Here is a 17,810-nt window from a genome sequence, read left to right as displayed (position 1 = left end):
AGTGAGATATTGGCAACTAAGCCGAAAGCATGAGTGAATCGGCTTTTGCTTCCAGATTGGTATTGCCCATTAGGTATTGGTCGATAGCACGTGCACATTCACGGCCTTCGTTGATGCAGCGCACCACCAAAGATTGACCAGTACGCATATCACCTGCGGCAAATACGCCTTGTTGATTGGTCTGGAAATCTTGAGTTGCCACGTTACCGCGCTCATCCAGCGCGACATTCAACTGCGCAAGTACACCATGTGGTTCTGGGTGAAGGAAACCCATCGCCAAGAAAGCCATATCACATGGAATCACGCGCTCGCTACCTTCGACTTCTTTGAAGCTTGGGCGTTCGCCTGGTTGTGCATCTTGCCAAACAATATCCGCTAGACGCAGACCTGTGACTTCACCTTTGTCGTTGCCGATGAATTCTTTGGTCAGAATATTCCAATGGCGATCAACCCCTTCTTCATGCGAAGTTGAGGTGCGAAGAATCATTGGGTATTGCGGCCAAGGCATATTAGCAGGGCGCTTTTCTGGGGGCACAGGCATGATTTCTACTTGAGTTACACTCGCAGCACCATGACGGTTAGAAGTGCCCACACAGTCTGAACCAGTATCACCACCACCGATCACGACAACATGTTTCCCCGCAGCGTGAATTTCTTCACCTTTGAGGTCCATATTGTTTGCACGACGGTTGTTTTGTGCGAGGAACTGCATCGCAAAGTAAACGCCTTTCAGCTCGCGGCCAGGGACAGGAAGATCGCGTGGTACGGTCGAGCCGCCAGTAAGCAGTACAACATCGTATTCTTGGCGAATTTGCTGTGCGTTCACATCCACACCAACATGTTGATTGACTTTAAACTCAACTCCAGCTTCTGCCATGAGATTGATCTTACGGTCAATGACGTCCATGCCCAGTTTGAAATCTGGGATACCGAAACGCAGTAGACCACCGACTTTCTCATCGCGCTCGAAAACCGTCACCGAATGGCCTGCACTATTGAGCTGCTCAGCTGCCGCCAATCCTGCCGGACCGGAACCGATGATCGCCACTTTCTTACCTGTGCGCGAACGTGGAGTTTTGGGTTTGGCGTACCCTTCACGATACGCCGTTTCCACAATGGTTTTCTCAATGTTACAGATGGTGATTGGGTCTTGGTTGATGCCCAAGACACAAGCACTTTCACATGGCGCAGGGCAAACTCGTCCGGTGAACTCTGGGAAGTTGTTGGTTGAACTTAGAATGTTCCACGCTTCTTCCCAACTGTCGCGATAAACCGCATCGTTGAATTCCGGAATGATGTTGCCAATTGGGCAGCCGTTGTGACAAAACGGCACGCCACAGTCCATACAGCGAGACGCTTGGGTATTGATTTTCTTACCAAACTCCGCGTTGAGTACGAACTCTTTGTTGTTTTTGATTCGCTCTGCTGGTGCAAGCTTCTGTGGAAGCTCGCGTCCAAACTCTAAAAATCCAGTCGGCTTACCCATTACACTGCCTCCGCTTCACGTTGCTCTGCTTCTGCCTTGCGTTTTTGTAGTACCGCTTTGTAATCACGTGGCATGACTTTCACCAAGGATTTCAAGCTGGTTTCAAAATTAGCAAGGAAAGCTTGAGCTACTTCACTTCCTGTGAACTGAACATGTTTGTTCAACATATCCAGCAGTAGATCTTTGTCTTCTTGTTCGATTGGATCGAGGTCAACCAGTTCAGGGTTCAGTTTCGACTGGAAGTCACCTGATTTGTCCCAAACGTAGGCCACGCCGCCACTCATACCGGCGGCAAAGTTGCGACCTGTTGAACCGAGGATAATTGCTACACCACCGGTCATGTATTCACAGCCGTGGTCACCCACGCCTTCAACGACTACTTTGGCTCCGGAGTTACGAACACAGAAGCGCTCGCCAGCTAGGCCACGAATGTAAGATTCACCGGATGTTGCACCGTAGAAACAAACGTTACCCACGACGATGTTGTCTTCTGGCACCAATGTTGAGTTGCTGTCTGGGTAGAGCACCAGCGTACCGCCAGAGAGACCTTTGCCCCAGTAGTCGTTCGCATCGCCTTCCACTTCAAACTTCACGCCTTTCGCGAGGAAAGCACCAAAGGATTGGCCAGCAGAACCTTTGAACTTGACGTTCATTGGTTGTGGTAAACCTTGGTCTTTGTACACTTTCGAAATTTCGTTCGACAGCATGGTACCCACAGAGCGATCGGTGTTGATGATTGGGAATTCCGCGGTTACCGCCAAACCGTCTTCCAGTGCTGGTGTCGCCACTTGAATCAATTGACGATCAAGTACCGCTTCTAGCTGGTGGTTTTGTTTGGTTTGACAGTAAATACCATCTTGCTCGCGAGGCTGCTCTAGGAAGAGAACTGGAGAAAGATCCAAATTCTTGTATTTCCAATGAGAAACGTTGTCGCGTACTTTGAGTTTTTGCGCCTGACCCACCATCTCATCCACAGTACGGAAGCCAAGTTCCGCCATGATTTCACGCACGCCTTGTGCCATGTAGAGGAAGAAGGTCACCACGTCTTCTACGCGGCCATCAAAGCGCTCACGTAGCGTTTTGTTCTGAGTTGCAATACCAACAGGGCAAGTGTTTTTATGACACTTACGCATCATGATACAGCCTTCAACCACGAGGGCAGCGGTCGCGACACCCCATTCCTCAGCACCCAATAGCGTTGCGATTGCGATGTCTCGAGGGGTTTTCATCTGGCCATCGGCTTGAACTACGATACGGTTACGTAAGCCGTTCTTCAGCAGCGTTTGGTGTGTTTCTGCAAGACCGAGTTCCCAAGGTAGACCGGTGTGACGAATCGACGAAATTGGTGAAGCACCAGTACCGCCATCGTGACCGGCAATCAGTACTACGTCCGCTTTCGCTTTCGCCACGCCAGAAGCAATTGTCCCCACGCCAGCTTCCGAAACCAGCTTAACGTTGACACGGCCTTTACGGTTGGCGTTTTTCAAGTCGTAGATCAACTGAGCCAAATCTTCGATCGAGTAGATGTCATGGTGTGGCGGTGGCGAAATCAAACCAACCCCAGGAGTGGAGTGACGTGTTGCACCAATCCAATCGTCGACTTTGTCGCCCGGTAGCTGACCACCTTCGCCCGGTTTTGCCCCTTGTGCCATCTTGATCTGAATTTCGTCAGAGTTGGTGAGGTAGTAAGAGGTCACACCAAAACGGCCTGAAGCAACCTGTTTGATCGCAGAGCGCTCTGAATCGCCATTCTCATTCGGAGAGAAGCGAATTGGATCTTCACCGCCTTCACCGGAGTTTGATTTCGCACCGAGACGGTTCATCGCGACTGCTAGAGTCGAGTGTGCCTCGTAAGAGATAGAGCCAAATGACATTGCGCCAGTGGCGAAACGTTTGACGATGCTCTCTACGGGTTCCACTTCATCGATTGGGATTGAACCCGCTGGATTTTTCACGAAATCAAGTTGGCTACGTAGGGTAACGGCGTTGTCACCTTGGCGATCCACTTCCGCTGCGTACTTCTTGAACTCTGCGTAGTCTTTGTTACGAGTAGAGTGTTGCAGCAGGTGAATGGTTTCAGGGTTAAACAGGTGTTTTTCACCACGTTGTTTCCACTGATAAACACCACCCACATCGAGCATTTGAATTGGGATTTCACGAGTTGGGTAGCCTACGCGATGACGCACTAAGACTTCTTTAGCGATGTCATCTAAGGTCAAACCTTGAATACGTGTAACGGTACCGGTGAAGTATTTGTCGACCACCGCTTTGCTGATACCAAGGGCTTCAAAAATTTGCGCACCGTGGTAGGACTGCAGCGTCGAAATCCCCATTTTCGAGAAGATCTTTAATAGGCCGCCGTTGACCCCTTTACGGTAGTTGTTGAAGTACTCTTCAACCGACACGTTGGCATCCAGCTTTTTACGACGTTGTAGATCAACGATCGTTTCAATGACCAGATAAGGGTTCACTGCATTGGCGCCATAGCCTACGAGCGTGGCGAAATGGTGTGTTTCACGCGCATCACCCGTTTCCACTACGATGCCACATTTGGCGCGTAGCCCTTTACGAATCAGGTGATGGTGAACCGCACCCACTGCTAACATCGCTGGAATCGCTGCGTGGTTAGAGTTTACGGCACGGTCAGTCAATAGAATGATGGAGTAACCGTCGATCACGGCATCTTCCGCGTACTGACAAATACGTTTGAGTGCGCGTTCCAGTTTGCCAGCGTCTTCGTTGGCTTGGAATACGATATCTAACGTTTTTGCTTGCAAGTGTTCGTTGTCGATAGCACGCAGTTTTTCGAGCTCAGCGTTTGAGATCACTGGAGACTCAAGTTCTACTTTGCGGCAATGAACTGGCGATTCTGCCAGCAGGTTCTGATCTTTACCGATGTAGGTATTGAGTGACATCACCATACGTTCACGGATCGGGTCGATCGGCGGGTTAGTCACCTGAGCAAACAGCTGCTTGAAGTAGTTTGAAAGATGTTGCGATTGGTGTGACAAAATCGCGACTGGCCAGTCCGCACCCATCGAGCCAAGTGGTTCATAGCCGGTTTGTGCCAACGGCAGAATGATCTCATTCACTTCTTCTGCGCTGATGCCAAACGCTTGCTGGCGATGCAGTAGACGCTCTGGAGAAGGTTGGCTGTGTACGTTATCGGCATCTGGCAGCGATTTTAGGCTGAGCAGATTGTCCGTTACCCACTGCTCATACGGCTGAGCGTTGGCAATCGAATCTTTCACTTCTTCATCGGAAATGATGCGGCCTTGTTCGAGATCGGCGACGAAGATACGTCCTGGCTGCAAACGGCCACGGTATTCAACGTTTTCTGGTGGGATTTCCACGACGCCAGATTCGGATGCCATGATTAGCATGTTGTCTTTTGTCACGGTATATCGTGACGGGCGCAGACCGTTACGGTCTAGTGTTGCACCGACTTGTACACCATCGGTAAAGCAGACAGACGCAGGGCCATCCCACGGTTCCATGATGTTGGCATGGTATTGATAGAAGGCACGGCGTTTTGGATCCATGGTTTTGTTTTCTTGCCACGCTTCAGGAATCATCATCATCAGCGCGTGCGGCAGACTGCGGCCTGAAAGCACCAGCAGTTCCAACACCATGTCAAAGTTGGCAGAGTCAGAAGCACCTTCCTGACAGATCGGCAATAGCATGTCGATCTCTGCTTGTGTGAAGAGCTTAGATTCTAAGATCGCTTCGCGTGCTTTCATCCAGTTAAGGTTGCCGCGAACCGTGTTGATTTCACCGTTGTGCGCAATGTAACGGAAAGGCTGAGCCAAGCGCCATTTCGGGAAAGTATTGGTAGAGAAACGAGAGTGCACAAGAGCCAGTGCGGTGACCATGGTCGGGTTTTGTAGGTCTTGGAAATACTGAGGCACTTGCTCAGTGGTTAGCTGACCTTTATAGACCAAGGTTTTGTAAGACATCGAGTTGATGTAGAAGTCATCCCCGATATTCGAAACGCTCTCAAGGCAAACGCGTACGGTGTAGTTACGCAGCACATACAGCTTGCGCTCAAGTTCTTCCGGTGAGGTACCTGGGCCGCCAGAAATAAACACATGCTCAAATTGAGGCTCTGTGCTTAGCGGATCGGCGCCAATCATCGAATTGTCGGTTGGCAGAACACGATAGCCAATGATATCCAAATCAAGGCGTTTCGCATTGCGTTCTAGGATGTCACGGCATTGTTCGCGTTTGTATTCATCTTTCGGGAACAAAACGACACCGACACCGTATTTCTCAAAAGAAGGTAGCTTGATACCAAGCTTGACCGCTTCTTCTAACAAAAATTCGTGAGGCTTTTGCAGCAAAATACCCGCACCGTCGCCACTGCATGGATCGCAGCCTTGACCACCACGGTGTTCCATGCGAGCTAGCATATCTAGAGCTTGGGTCACAACCTGATGGGATTTGCGGTTTTTGAGATGAGCGACAAAACCGATACCACAGGCATCATGCTCTAGCTCAGGAGTATAAAGCCCTTGCGAACTTTGCTCTCTATCTACCATAGATACTTCCTTCCAGTTCTAGAAGGCGCAGCAACACCAATACGATGAGATCGCATTCTCGGGTTGAGCACCTTGTCCTTTATAGTTTTGAATCGCAATCAACCAGAGGGGGTTGATTTTGAGTCCTTTCCGTATCCCACAGGAAAAATTTTGTGGGAAAAACAATCCTTGGTGATAAGCCTGTTTTATTGATCACTTTTTAGTGATTTATATAGGTTGGAGTGGCTTATCGCAGACATATTCCGCATTTGATTTTGTAATAAAGCTCACAAAAATGACGGTTATGTGTAAGTATCCTACAATTTTGTGACTAAGGAATGCAACGAAAAGTAACCATGGTTAGGCAAAATTCTTGTTTAAAAATGCACCTTTTGTTTAACAAGTATGCAACATTGGCTTGTTTTACTTTGATTTGTGCATGTTTATTGATTTTTGCCATGAAAAGCTTCGTTTGAATTCACTAAAATTTTGTGTTTTTTCTTGCAGGTATGTAATTAATTTACATAAACCGTAGTGAGATTGATTGCGGTTTACAATTGGTGGTTTTCAATGCAATTACATGAGCTAGTGAATACGATTGGTCAGGATCTTCAGCGCCGATATGGAGAAAAAGTGCATAAATTGACGCTTCATGGAGGGTTTAGCTGTCCAAATCGTGATGGCACGATCGGCCGTGGTGGTTGTACTTTCTGTAATGTGGCATCGTTCGCTGATGAGCAAGCTCAAATCAAAAGTATTCGAGAGCAATTGACTGAGCGAGCGGGAGAAGTGCATCGCGCGAAGAAGTACTTAGCCTATTTTCAAGCTTACACCAGTACCTATGCGGAAGTGCAGGTGCTGAAAAACATGTATGAAGAGGCGTTGAAAGCCGCGGATATTGTCGGTCTTTGTGTCGGGACTCGCCCAGATTGTGTGCCAGATGCGGTGTTAGACTTGCTCTCGGATTACGTGCAGCAAGGTTATGAAATTTGGTTGGAGTTGGGGCTGCAAACGGCCAGCAATGACACCTTAAAGCGGATCAATCGTGGACACGATTTTGAGTGCTACGCAGAGATCACCCAGCGAGCCCGTGCGTTGGGTATCAAAGTATGTACGCATTTGATCGTTGGGTTACCAAAAGAGTCTCAAGACGATAACTTTACCACCTTGGAAAAAGTGATTGAGGTTGGTACGGATGGCATCAAGTTGCACGGTTTGCATATTGTCGAAGGCAGTACCATGGCCAAAGCTTGGCGGGCGGGTAAGTTGGATGCACCAAAATTGGAGCAATATGTCGAGATTGCCTGCGAAATGATTCGCCGAACACCGCCAGAGGTGATTTTTCACCGAGTCTCTTCAGCCGCTCGTCGTCCGACATTGCTATCGCCTTTATGGTGTGAAAATCGCTGGTTAGCCATGACTGAAATCGGTCAATACCTTGCTCAGCATGGCGGACAGGGCAGTGCGCTTGGCCATTCTTTTGTCTATACTAAACCGCAATTAAAAAGCGGAATTCACCCTCAATAGTTGGTATAGTCGCCGCACAAACAATTCATCTAAGAGTGAGAATGGACAAGCAGTTTGCATGGATAGCACACCTCGCAGAGCATTACGGCGCGATTATTTTAATGGCGGTGTTCGGATATGTTGTGGTTCGGCTACTGCATCTTCGCTATCAACGAGAGCTTGATAGTTTGATTTTGGATGTGATGTCCCCCGTAATAGTGGTAGACATTAATGGTCAAGATATTTTACTCGCAAACTCAGCTGCCATTCAGCAACTTGGCGTTCGCCGTCTTCATCGTACCTATCTCTTTCCTGCTGCATTTGCAGGCAGAAGTTTAGCGCATGCTTTGCAATCTCTATCGGGCAGGCAGTTTAGCCATGTCGCACTCCTTTGGCAGGCTTCGGAACACGACCATTTAGAATTGGAAGTGAGTGGCCGAAAAATCCGTTACCGTGGTCATCCTTCGTGGTTGCTTCAATTGCATTTGGCTCCCCATCGACCAAGAAATATGGTTGGCCTTGATGCTTACTCTGTCGCGAAAGCCGCTCTAGACTCACTCAGCGAGCTTATTTGTTTAAAAGACAGCGATGGTCGAACGGTGGCAACCAATCGAGCGTTTGAGCAGTTTTGGCAAGGGCGCCGTGATGAAGCCATCGTACCAGAAAGCCACTTAATGAAAGGACGGCAAAGCGAACGTCGTTGGACAACGGATCCTCACGGACGCAGTTGTTTACTGGAAGTGAACCAAAGTTTACTGATGTCAAAGACGGGGCAAACCATCGGCACACTGAGTATCAGCCATGATGTGACTGATTGGCATGCTATGCAGCAAAAATTACGTGATGAAATGGAGCGGCGTAAAGACACTGAGGTGGCCTTGGCTCAGCGGGATACCATTTTACAAAACATTCTAGAAGCCAGTCCTGATCCGATAGGTATTTTCAACGAAAACTTAGTGTATCAGGCATGCAATAAGCCTTTCGTTCGTTCTCTCGGTATTGCAGAGGTCACCGACTTGATTGGTAAGAGATTGCAAGATGTTGTGCCTCAAGAGATGTATCAGCGTTTTTCCAACAGTGATAGTGAAGTCTTGCATGAGGGGAGGTCGTTGCGATATATCGATAAAGTGCTAGACAGCAATGGTGAGTACGCTTGGTATGATGTGGTGAAATCTCCATTTCGCGACCCAGTCTCAAACACCAATGGTGTGTTGATCATGGCGCGTGATATTTCGGAGCGTTATCTTGCCGAGCAGAAATTGGAAGCCGCCAACCTAGAGCTGGAAAAACTGAGCTTTATGGACAGCTTAACGCAGGTGTCTAACCGCCGTCGTTTTGACGAACAACTCAGCACTTTGTGGTATCACCACGCAAGAGAAAAGTTACCGTTAGCGATCATGCTGTGCGATATCGACTTCTTCAAAGAGTTCAATGATAAATATGGTCATCAAGCGGGTGATGAAACCTTGCTCAAAGTGGCCCAAGTCTTCAGTAAAGTGGTCAGTCGCTCATCTGACTGTGTTGCTCGCTATGGTGGCGAAGAGTTCGCTTTTCTTCTTCCCAATACCACCTCGGAAGGCGCATTGAAAGTCGCTGAAAAGATTCATACTTTTATTGCAGAAATTGCGATTGCACATACCGGATCCAAAATTGCAGAATGTGTCACCATTAGCATTGGTCTTGTTTCTTACATTCCTTCTTCTGAAGATTTACCTGAAATGGGCGTTGCACTAGCGGACAGTGCGTTGTATCAAGCCAAATCGGACGGGCGAAATAGAACTTGCGTCCATCCGATATCTTTACGAGTGAGTGACTTGTCAAGCCGTTACGCTACTGAGATCACATCACAGCCCGATTGATCTCCTCACTATTGTGCTTGTTGTGATTTCAACGGGTTACCCCTACCGCCTAAACAGGCTACACTAAGTCTATCGCCTGAACCTACCTCATTTCAGCTCATCTCAGGCCACCCTATCATCCTTTGGAGCATTACATGAAACCGATGAAAAATCTTGCCCAGTACTATGTGGATTTGCTGGTTAAGCTGGGTATTGTTCGTTTTTCGATGTTACTCGCTTTAGCACTGGTCGCTTTGGCTGTTGTGGTTCAAGTTGGTATCACCCTTGTTCTGCAAGGCAATGTTGATGATATCGATATTGTCCGCTCGGTGTTTTTTGGCCTATTGATCACTCCTTGGGCAGTGTATTTCTTATCGGTGGTGGTGGATCAATTGGAAGAATCTCGCCAGCGACTTTCGAAGTTAGTATCCAAACTCAAAGATATGAGATCTCGAGACCAAGAGTTACATTTTCAGCTCCAGCAGAACATCGAACAGTTAAATCAAGAAATTGAAGAGCGTATTCGTGCGGAAGAAGCCCGCGAAGAAGCGATGAAGGATTTGGAAAATGAGGTGTTTCAACGGGAAAGGACCCAAGTGGAACTGGCGGAGCGTACAGCGTTATTGCGCTCGTTTATTGATGCCTCTCCGGATTTGATTTACTACCGTAACGCCGAGGGGGTGTTTTCTGGTTGTAACCGAGCAATGGAAGAGTTGACCGGCAAGAAAGAGCATCAATTGGTCGGCTTAAGCCCTTGGGATGTTTACAGTAAAGAAGTTGCTCAGCAAATAGTCGATACCGATCAGCAGGTGTTTGTTAATAATCGAGCGTTAACTTATGAGCAGTGGCTGGAATATCCAGATGGAAGAAAACACTACTTTGAGCTGCGAAAAGTGCCATTTTATAGCAAAGATGGTCGTCATCTAGGGTTGGTGGGTTTCGGTCGTGATATTACGGAGCGTAAACGCCATGAAGAGTCGCTCGAAAAAGCTAGCCGAGATAAAACCACTTTCATTTCAACCATCAGTCACGAGCTGAGAACACCACTTAACGGCATTGTTGGTTTAAGCCGTATGTTGCTTGATACGCGTTTGACCGATGAGCAGCGCAAGTACATGCAAACCATCAATGTCAGCGCGATCACCTTAGGTAACATTTTCAATGACATCATAGATATGGACAAGTTTGATCGTCGCAAACTCGAGCTATTGCCCGCGCCGCTTAACTTCGAAGATTTTGTCGCAGAAATTGAAAGTATTTCAGCGTTGATGGCGGAGCAGAAAGGATTGCGATTTGACTTGGAGCGTCTGAGTGAACTGCCAAAAGCAATTGAAGTCGACGGTACGCGTTTACGCCAAGTGATTTGGAACTTAATCAGCAATGCGATGAAGTTTACCAAAGAAGGTGGCGTAGTGATGACGGTCAGTGCAGAAGTTGAAGACGATTTTGCCACCATCATTATTGAAGTGGAGGACACCGGAATCGGGATTCCGGAAGCAGAACTGGATAAGATTTTTGCCATGTATTACCAAGTCAAATCCGGTAAAGACAACCTTCATGCCGTTGGAACCGGGATTGGTTTGGCGGTTTCAAGGCAGTTGATCAACATGATGGATGGTGACATTACCGTAAGTAGTGAAGAAGGTTTTGGTAGCACTTTCACGATCTCCATTCACGTTCCTGTGATAGAGTCTGCGCCTTCGCAAAACGACACGCCAAAAGCGCAAGTAAATTTGAGCATTTTCATGGTGGAAGATATTGCACTGAATGTCACTGTTGCCCGTTCTTTGCTCGAAAGCCTTGGCCACAAAGTGACGGTTGCCATGACGGGAGACGAAGCAATTCGCTCTTTTGACCCTAGTCGTTACGATTTAGTACTACTGGACATTCAACTTCCCGATATGACGGGTTTTGATGTCGCAGCTTACTACCGTAAGCACTACAAAAAGTTGCCCCCTTTAGTCGCACTAACCGCTAACGTATTGAAAGACAAGCGTGAATACTTTGATAATGGTATGGACGAGGCGATTAGCAAACCACTTTCGGTGCACGCCATTCAAGATGTCATTGAAAAATTGATACTTGTGGGCGAAAAAACGATGTCAGAGTCAGAAACACAGGTAACTGTGGAGAGTTTATCCGCCGCAGGTGTGTTGGAAAATCAAATCTTAGACCTGGTGATGTTGGAGTCGTATGTTGATATTGTCGGCGCGAAACCTGTGTTGGACAGCATCCGCATGTTTGAAGAGATGATGCCTGCATACATAGAAATTCTTGACTCTAATATGATGGCAAAAGATCAACCAAGCATTGTTTCTGAGGCCCATAAAATAAAAGGGGCTGCAGGTTCGATAGGATTGAAGCGAATTCAAAGTGTTGCACAAAAAGCTCAGTCGCCAGATCTGCCTGCTTGGTGGGAAAACATTGCTGATTGGGTAGAGGAAATCAAGAATGAGTATCACAATGATATTCAAGTACTGAAGAGTTGGTTAGAGCAGAGGTGAGGACATGAAAAAACGATTAATCGCACTACTACCGTTAATCTTGTTAGCTGGATGTGCTACTGAGCCGCCTGCTAATTGGCAGCAGGATAATCAAATCACCATTGCAGACACGCGTATACAACTGGCAAGCAACCTGTGGATCAATCAAATGCCAACCTTGGGTGAGTCACAGCAAGATAACTTGCATGGAGCACTTTACCTCTCGTCTGAAAATGATCTGCCAGCCAGTTTGATCGTGACTGAGTTGACGATTAAGCAGGGCGATCGGGAGTGGAAAATTGATGGTGAGGTGTTGGAGCTAAGAACACACAGTGAAAATAAGTGGGAAATTGCTTTTGTGTGGCAGGTAAATTTTGATACGGATAAACACGTCGATCTATTGGTCGAGCTTGAATATGCAGGAAAGCGACAATGGTTGGTAGAGAGAGATGTTGCCATTGACAAGATTTATTAATCTTTACAAACGAACACCTAACAGCGGAAAAAAAGGTTGGCTAATTGCCAACCTTTTCTTTTAGACGACTTACGCGTCTAAATCACCACAGAAACGGTAACCTTCACCGTGAATGGTCGCGATGATTTCTGGCGTGCCAGAGACAGATTCAAAGTGCTTGCGAATACGACGAATGGTCACGTCAACGGTACGATCGTGTGGCTTAAGTTCGCGACCGGTCATTTTCTTCAGCAGATCAGCACGAGTTTGAATTTTGCCTGGATTCTCGCAGAAGTGCAGAAGGGCACGAAACTCAGATCGTGGTAGTTTATAACCGTCGCCTGATGGGCTGATGAGTGAGCGGCTATTAATATCCAGTACCCAACCATTAAATTCGTATTTCTCTACAGAACGCTTTTCTTCAGGAATGCCACTGCTGCTCATTGAGCGGCTTAGAAGATTACGTGCGCGAATAGTCAACTCACGTGGATTGAATGGCTTAGTGATGTAGTCATCAGCACCAATTTCCAAACCAAGAATTTTGTCGACTTCGTTGTCGCGACCCGTGAGGAACATCAGGGCTACATCTGCTTGTTCACGTAATTCACGAGCCAAAAGAAGCCCGTTCTTACCAGGCAGGTTGATATCCATGATCACTAGATTAATACTATTATCGGACAGCATGTGATGCATTTCATCACCATTGCTGGCTTCAAATACAGCATATCCCTCTGCTTCAAAAATACTCTTAAGAGTGTTACGAGTTACTTGCTCATCTTCAACGATAAGAATCTGCGGGGTTTGCATTGGCGGTACCTAAATTTGTGACAAAATTGTACGAATAGAATAAATTCTAGGCAAAAACATAACATACAGGTAATGATTTTTTGATAATAAAACAAAGTGATCAAAAAAACACATCTTTCAGTTATCTGCCTTCCGTGGGTTCTCGCCAAATGTATACAGCATCCAACTGCTACTGGATTATTCTACTGGGCTGTTTACCTTTCAAGATGACTAGTTCAATGTTGAAAGGTAAACATCCCAAGGCTTTTGAGCGGATTCTATAATGTTAACAGCATGCTAACAATGCTCAAATGTTAATTCCATTCACTTTGTTGATTTATATCAATTGATGAAATGTAACAAATATTAATCAATGAAATCTTATGATAAATAATGGTGAACCAACTGTAGATGCGGCATTATGGCATGCTTATTCAGCCTCTTTTTTCCATTTTAGTGATAAATGGGAGGTTGAATCTTTCGCCATAATAACTGCTTGTAATCCAGCGAGTGTGTTGAGGTCAAAAGCAGAAAATTGCATAAATAATCAACGCATGAAAGCTAGAATAGATGGGCTTCATTTCTGTTCTGTAATAGTTGCAGATCAAGCCTGCTCTTGGAGTGAAGAAAGTTTCGCAGTCGAGACAAATTTGAACAACGCACTAAACTTAGCAAGAGAGTTTGAACAAAATGCGATTTATTTTGTTGAACGAGGGGAGCTTTTTTTAGTGTCTTGTTTGAGTGATCAAAGGAAAGAGTCAATTGGATCGTTTGATCTGCGAGTTAAAGGTGGTTTTTGATTTGAGGCTACCCATGAGGTGTAGCACAGTTTTTCTCAAGGAGGATCTATGAAGGACATAACCCCAGATATCTGTGATAAGTACGAGAGTAAGGTGACATTACTCAATCTGCCATTACAGAACTATGGGCAGAAAACCGCGTTTTGTGGTGAGATTGTTACTGTTCGTTGCTATCACGACAATTCCAAAGTGCGAGATGTTCTGAGTGAAAATGGCAAAGGCAAAGTACTTGTTGTTGATGGACATGGCTCTTGTCAAAAAGCGTTGCTCGGCGATCAACTGGCGATTCTTGCTATTGAAAATGATTGGGAAGGGGTTATTGTTTTTGGTGCAATCCGAGACGTGGCTCAAATGTCGCAAATGGAACTGGGTATTCAAGCATTAGGTACCTCGCCGTTCAAGACAGAAAAGCGCGGCTCTGGCGAGGTCAATGTGACGTTAACCATGCATAATCAGATGGTTCAACCCAGAGACTATATTTACGCGGATTGGAATGGCGTTTTGATATCTAAAGAAGCGCTTCCAGTTTAAAAACGAAAGCCAAGACCAAACTCTATACCCTGTTGCCACTCTTGGAAATCGAGAGTGGCATGTAGATCTATTTGTTCATTGATTTTCACTCGGCTGGTGACTTCCGCCGCAAAATTGCTATTTTGATCGGACTTGTTTTCCAGCGTATTTTTAAATGAACGAATGGTACTTTTTACCATCACTCTATCGGTCACTTGATAACTGATCCCGCTTAGAAAGCCATTTTGACTGGTGTTTTGAGAATTATTGACACGAGCTCCCACATAGAGATCAAACGAGTCAAACAACTGATAGGCGTAGCCACCATCGATATTCCAAACATCAAAGCTATCTTCTGCTTGGCTTTCACTGGTGAGGAAGAGTTTGTGTGGCGAACTTTTTGTTGGATTGAGTGCTGGCAGATTATTGGCAGATGCCTGAAAAAACACAAAGAAAAGCAGCAAGATAGGCCATGTTTTCATACCACTACTCCTTGTGATTATTATGAGGATTTTTTTATTGTACTCTCAAGTTAAGCACAAAATTCCTCCCATGTTGGGAAAAATTTTTCCGTCGAAGATCTAGGTTAGCGAGTTTTCTACAGCCATTTTGCTGAGAAGATCAAAATGCTGAGATTTAAGATCCTGAAAATGAGAACACGATCCTAAAATGTGCGCATATGCATAACCCTCGCGATAAAAAAAACGTAACTTTTTGTTGACGAACTGCTTAGAACTACGGTAAACGTAGATACAAGCAAACAGACAACAGCAAACAGACAACATTTATGACCCTTAACAGCCAACTAGTAATGACCACAACCATTATTATTACCGACATCACATATGTTGGGGCGGGCTGCTGAGCGAAAAACAAATTTCAAAAAAAGGCCTGTATCCAACAAGATGCAGGCCTTTTTTTATACAGGTTAAAAATAGTCCGGGAGGAAGGGATGCGAGTATTAAAGTTTGGTGGCTCATCGTTAGCCGATGCAGATCGCTTTTTAAGAGCGGCAGATATCGTTGCCAATAATGCAAAACAGGAAGAGGTTTCTGTAGTGTTGTCGGCGCCAGGGAAAACAACCAATAAACTGGTCGCGGTGATTGAATCCGCGCTTAAGAATGGCGAAGCAGAAAGACAGGTAGAAGAGCTCAATGAGGCTTTTCTCCAGTTGTTCAACGATATCAAGGTGCAACTCCCGAGCCTTAATGGCGAGGCGTATTTAAAACAAGTGACAGACTCGCTTTCGCAGTTGCGCCAATTTGTCCATGGCATTGGTCTGCTTGGCATGTGCCCTGACAACGTCAATGCTCGCATCATCAGTAAAGGTGAACGAGTTTCTATTCAATTGATGAAAGCGGTGTTGGAAGCGAAAGGGCACTTGGTCAATCTGATTGATCCTGTTGAGTATTTGCTAGCCCATGGTGATCATCTTGAAGGTATGGTGGATGTTGATGTCTCAACGCAAAATTTCCGTAATCGCCCGCTTCCTGCAGGTCATGTCCATATTATGCCTGGTTTTACCGCTGGGAATAAAAAAGGAGAGCTAGTGACGCTAGGCCGCAATGGTTCGGATTATTCTGCCGCGGTGTTGGCTGCGTGTTTGCGCGCCGATTGTTGTGAGATCTGGACGGATGTGGATGGGGTGTACAACTGTGATCCGCGTTTGGTTGAAGATGCACGACTGCTGAAGTCTCTGAGTTATCAAGAAGCGATGGAGCTCTCTTATTTTGGTGCATCGGTCTTACATCCAAAAACCATTGCACCCATTGCACAGTTTCACATCCCATGCTTGATTAAAAACAGTTTCAACCCTCAAGGGGCTGGTACCTTAATTGGTCAGGACACTGGTGAAGATAAGTTGGCGATAAAAGGTATTACCACGCTAAACAATCTCACCATGGTTAACGTTTCTGGTCCAGGTATGAAAGGCATGGTGGGCATGGCTAGCCGTGTATTTGGTGCGATGTCTGCTTCGGGTGTATCGATTGTTTTGATTACTCAGTCTTCTTCTGAGTACAGCATCAGCTTCTGTATTGAAGCAGCCGACAGACCTTTAGCTGAACAGGCGCTCTCAGATGCTTTTGAACTAGAACTCAAAGATGGCCTACTTGAACCGGTAGAATTCTTAACTAACGTTTCCATCATTACGTTGGTGGGTGACGGCATGCGTACCTCTAAAGGCGTTGCATCACAGTTCTTCGCGTCACTGGCGGAAGTCAGTGTGAACGTCATTGCGATCGCACAGGGCTCTTCAGAGCGTGCTATCTCTGCGGTGATTCCAGAAGATAAAATCTCGCAAGCGATCAAAGCGTGTCACGAGAACTTGTTTAACTCAAAACACTATCTTGATGTGTTCGTAGTTGGCGTCGGTGGCGTTGGTGGTGAGCTGGTGGATCAGATTCACCGTCAACAAGCTAAGTTGGCAGACAAAGGCATTGTGATTCGTGTGTGTGGGTTAGCCAACAGCAAAGGTTTACTGCTCGACAGCAATGGTCTACCGCTTGAACATTGGCGTGATCGTATGGCCAATGCATCTGAAGCGTTTAGTCTAGCGAGTTTGATTGCGACAGTTCAGCGTAATCACATCATCAACCCCGTGTTGGTGGATTGTACGTCCAGTGACGTCATTGCCAATCAGTATACAGAGTTCCTATCGGCAGGTTTCCACGTCGTTACACCAAACAAAAAAGCCAACACAGCCAGCATGGCTTACTACCATCAATTGCGTGAAGTCGCGCGTAGCTCTCGTCGTAAGTTGATGTATGAGACCACGGTTGGTGCAGGCTTGCCTGTGATCGAGAACTTGCAAAACCTGATTTCTGCCGGAGACGAGTTGGAGCGATTCAGCGGCATTCTCTCTGGTTCACTTTCTTTCATCTTTGGTAAATTAGATGAGGGAATGACCTTGAGTGAAGCGACAAATATCGCCAAACAAAATGGGTTTACAGAGCCGGATCCTCGTGATGATCTGTCCGGAATGGATGTGGCGCGTAAACTGTTGATCTTGGCGCGTGAAGCGGGCATGGCATTAGAGCTGGAAGATGTCGAAGTGGATCAAGCCTTGCCCCCAAGTTTTGATGATTCAGGCAGTGTCGATGAATTTATGGCTCGACTACCGGAAGCCGATGCGTACTTCAAGCAACTTTCTGCGCAAGCGGCCGAAGAAGGCAAGGTACTGCGTTATGTCGGTGAAATCATCGATGGTAAGTGCAAAGTCTCGATCGCTGCGGTAGATGAAAATGATCCGATGTTCAAAATTAAAGATGGTGAAAATGCGTTAGCATTTTACAGCCGTTACTATCAGCCGATTCCGTTAGTATTGAGAGGTTACGGTGCCGGTACTCAAGTGACTGCGGCAGGCGTGTTCTCAGATGTGATGCGTACTTTAGGCTGGAAATTAGGGGTTTAATCGATGAGTTCAAGCGAT

Annotated in this window: 11 protein-coding genes and 1 other annotated feature; of the genes, 7 read left to right on the top strand and 4 right to left on the bottom strand. The window is 46.4% G+C overall.

Going from position 1 to position 17,810, the window contains the following annotated elements:
• Positions 1-16 precede the first annotated feature (16 nt).
• On the bottom strand, positions 17-1,486 hold the full coding sequence (locus tag LZU85_RS13380) for a glutamate synthase subunit beta (RefSeq protein ID WP_176298452.1): 1,470 nt from the start codon (positions 1,484-1,486) through the stop codon (positions 17-19).
• Positions 1,486-6,024, bottom strand: coding sequence for a glutamate synthase large subunit (gene gltB, locus LZU85_RS13375; protein ID WP_176298453.1), 4,539 nt, complete (start codon positions 6,022-6,024; stop codon positions 1,486-1,488). Before gltB ends, LZU85_RS13380 begins: the two co-directional genes overlap by 1 nt.
• Before the next feature lie 549 nt (positions 6,025-6,573).
• Here gltB and mnmL point away from each other — a divergent pair.
• From mnmL to LZU85_RS13355, 4 genes are all read left to right on the top strand, one after another.
• Positions 6,574-7,530: a tRNA modification radical SAM protein MnmL/YtqA gene (gene mnmL / locus LZU85_RS13370; protein WP_237287258.1), complete on the top strand. Its 957-nt coding sequence runs from the start codon at positions 6,574-6,576 to the stop codon at positions 7,528-7,530.
• 41 nt (positions 7,531-7,571) lie between these two features.
• Positions 7,572-9,368 carry a diguanylate cyclase domain-containing protein gene (locus LZU85_RS13365; RefSeq protein ID WP_176298455.1) on the top strand — a complete coding sequence of 599 codons (1,797 nt, stop codon included), beginning with the start codon at positions 7,572-7,574 and terminating at the stop codon, positions 9,366-9,368.
• Positions 9,369-9,502: 134 nt separating this feature from the next.
• On the top strand, positions 9,503-11,851 hold the full coding sequence (gene arcB / locus LZU85_RS13360; protein WP_176298456.1) for an aerobic respiration two-component sensor histidine kinase ArcB: 2,349 nt from the start codon (positions 9,503-9,505) through the stop codon (positions 11,849-11,851).
• Between the two features lie 4 nt (positions 11,852-11,855).
• Positions 11,856-12,305: a hypothetical protein gene (locus LZU85_RS13355; RefSeq protein ID WP_237287257.1), complete on the top strand. Its 450-nt coding sequence runs from the start codon at positions 11,856-11,858 to the stop codon at positions 12,303-12,305.
• A gap of 69 nt (positions 12,306-12,374) precedes the next feature.
• Here the strand turns inward: LZU85_RS13355 and arcA are convergent, their stop codons facing one another.
• On the bottom strand, positions 12,375-13,091 hold the full coding sequence (gene arcA / locus LZU85_RS13350) for a two-component system response regulator ArcA (protein ID WP_176298458.1): 717 nt from the start codon (positions 13,089-13,091) through the stop codon (positions 12,375-12,377).
• A gap of 362 nt (positions 13,092-13,453) precedes the next feature.
• On the opposite strand from arcA, the gene LZU85_RS13345 reads away from it, so the two are divergent.
• The gene (locus LZU85_RS13345) at positions 13,454-13,870 is read left to right on the top strand and encodes a DUF3293 domain-containing protein (protein WP_237287256.1); all 417 of its coding nucleotides are present in this window, start codon (positions 13,454-13,456) and stop codon (positions 13,868-13,870) included.
• 48 nt (positions 13,871-13,918) lie between these two features.
• Positions 13,919-14,401 (top strand): putative 4-hydroxy-4-methyl-2-oxoglutarate aldolase, encoded by a 483-nt coding sequence (locus LZU85_RS13340; RefSeq protein ID WP_176298460.1) that lies wholly within the window; start codon positions 13,919-13,921, stop codon positions 14,399-14,401.
• On the opposite strand, the gene LZU85_RS13335 is transcribed toward LZU85_RS13340, so the two are convergent.
• Positions 14,398-14,862, bottom strand: a complete 465-nt coding sequence (locus LZU85_RS13335; protein WP_237287255.1) for a ribonuclease regulator — start codon at positions 14,860-14,862, stop codon at positions 14,398-14,400. The two genes, LZU85_RS13340 and LZU85_RS13335, sit on opposite strands and share 4 nt — an antisense overlap.
• Positions 14,863-15,180: 318 nt before the next feature.
• Positions 15,181-15,302, top strand: a sequence feature (Thr leader region).
• A 30-nt stretch (positions 15,303-15,332) separates the two neighbouring features.
• Between LZU85_RS13335 and thrA the strand changes: the two genes are divergently transcribed.
• Positions 15,333-17,792 (top strand): bifunctional aspartate kinase/homoserine dehydrogenase I, encoded by a 2,460-nt coding sequence (thrA, locus tag LZU85_RS13330; protein WP_176298462.1) that lies wholly within the window; start codon positions 15,333-15,335, stop codon positions 17,790-17,792.
• Positions 17,793-17,810 lie beyond the last annotated feature (18 nt).

The sequence above is a fragment of the Vibrio floridensis genome, from assembly GCF_021852965.1.
GTDB classification, from domain to species: Bacteria; Pseudomonadota; Gammaproteobacteria; order Enterobacterales; family Vibrionaceae; genus Vibrio; species Vibrio floridensis.
The sequence above is the reverse complement of the archived record's forward strand: the minus strand, read 5'-3'. Positions and strand labels throughout refer to the sequence as shown.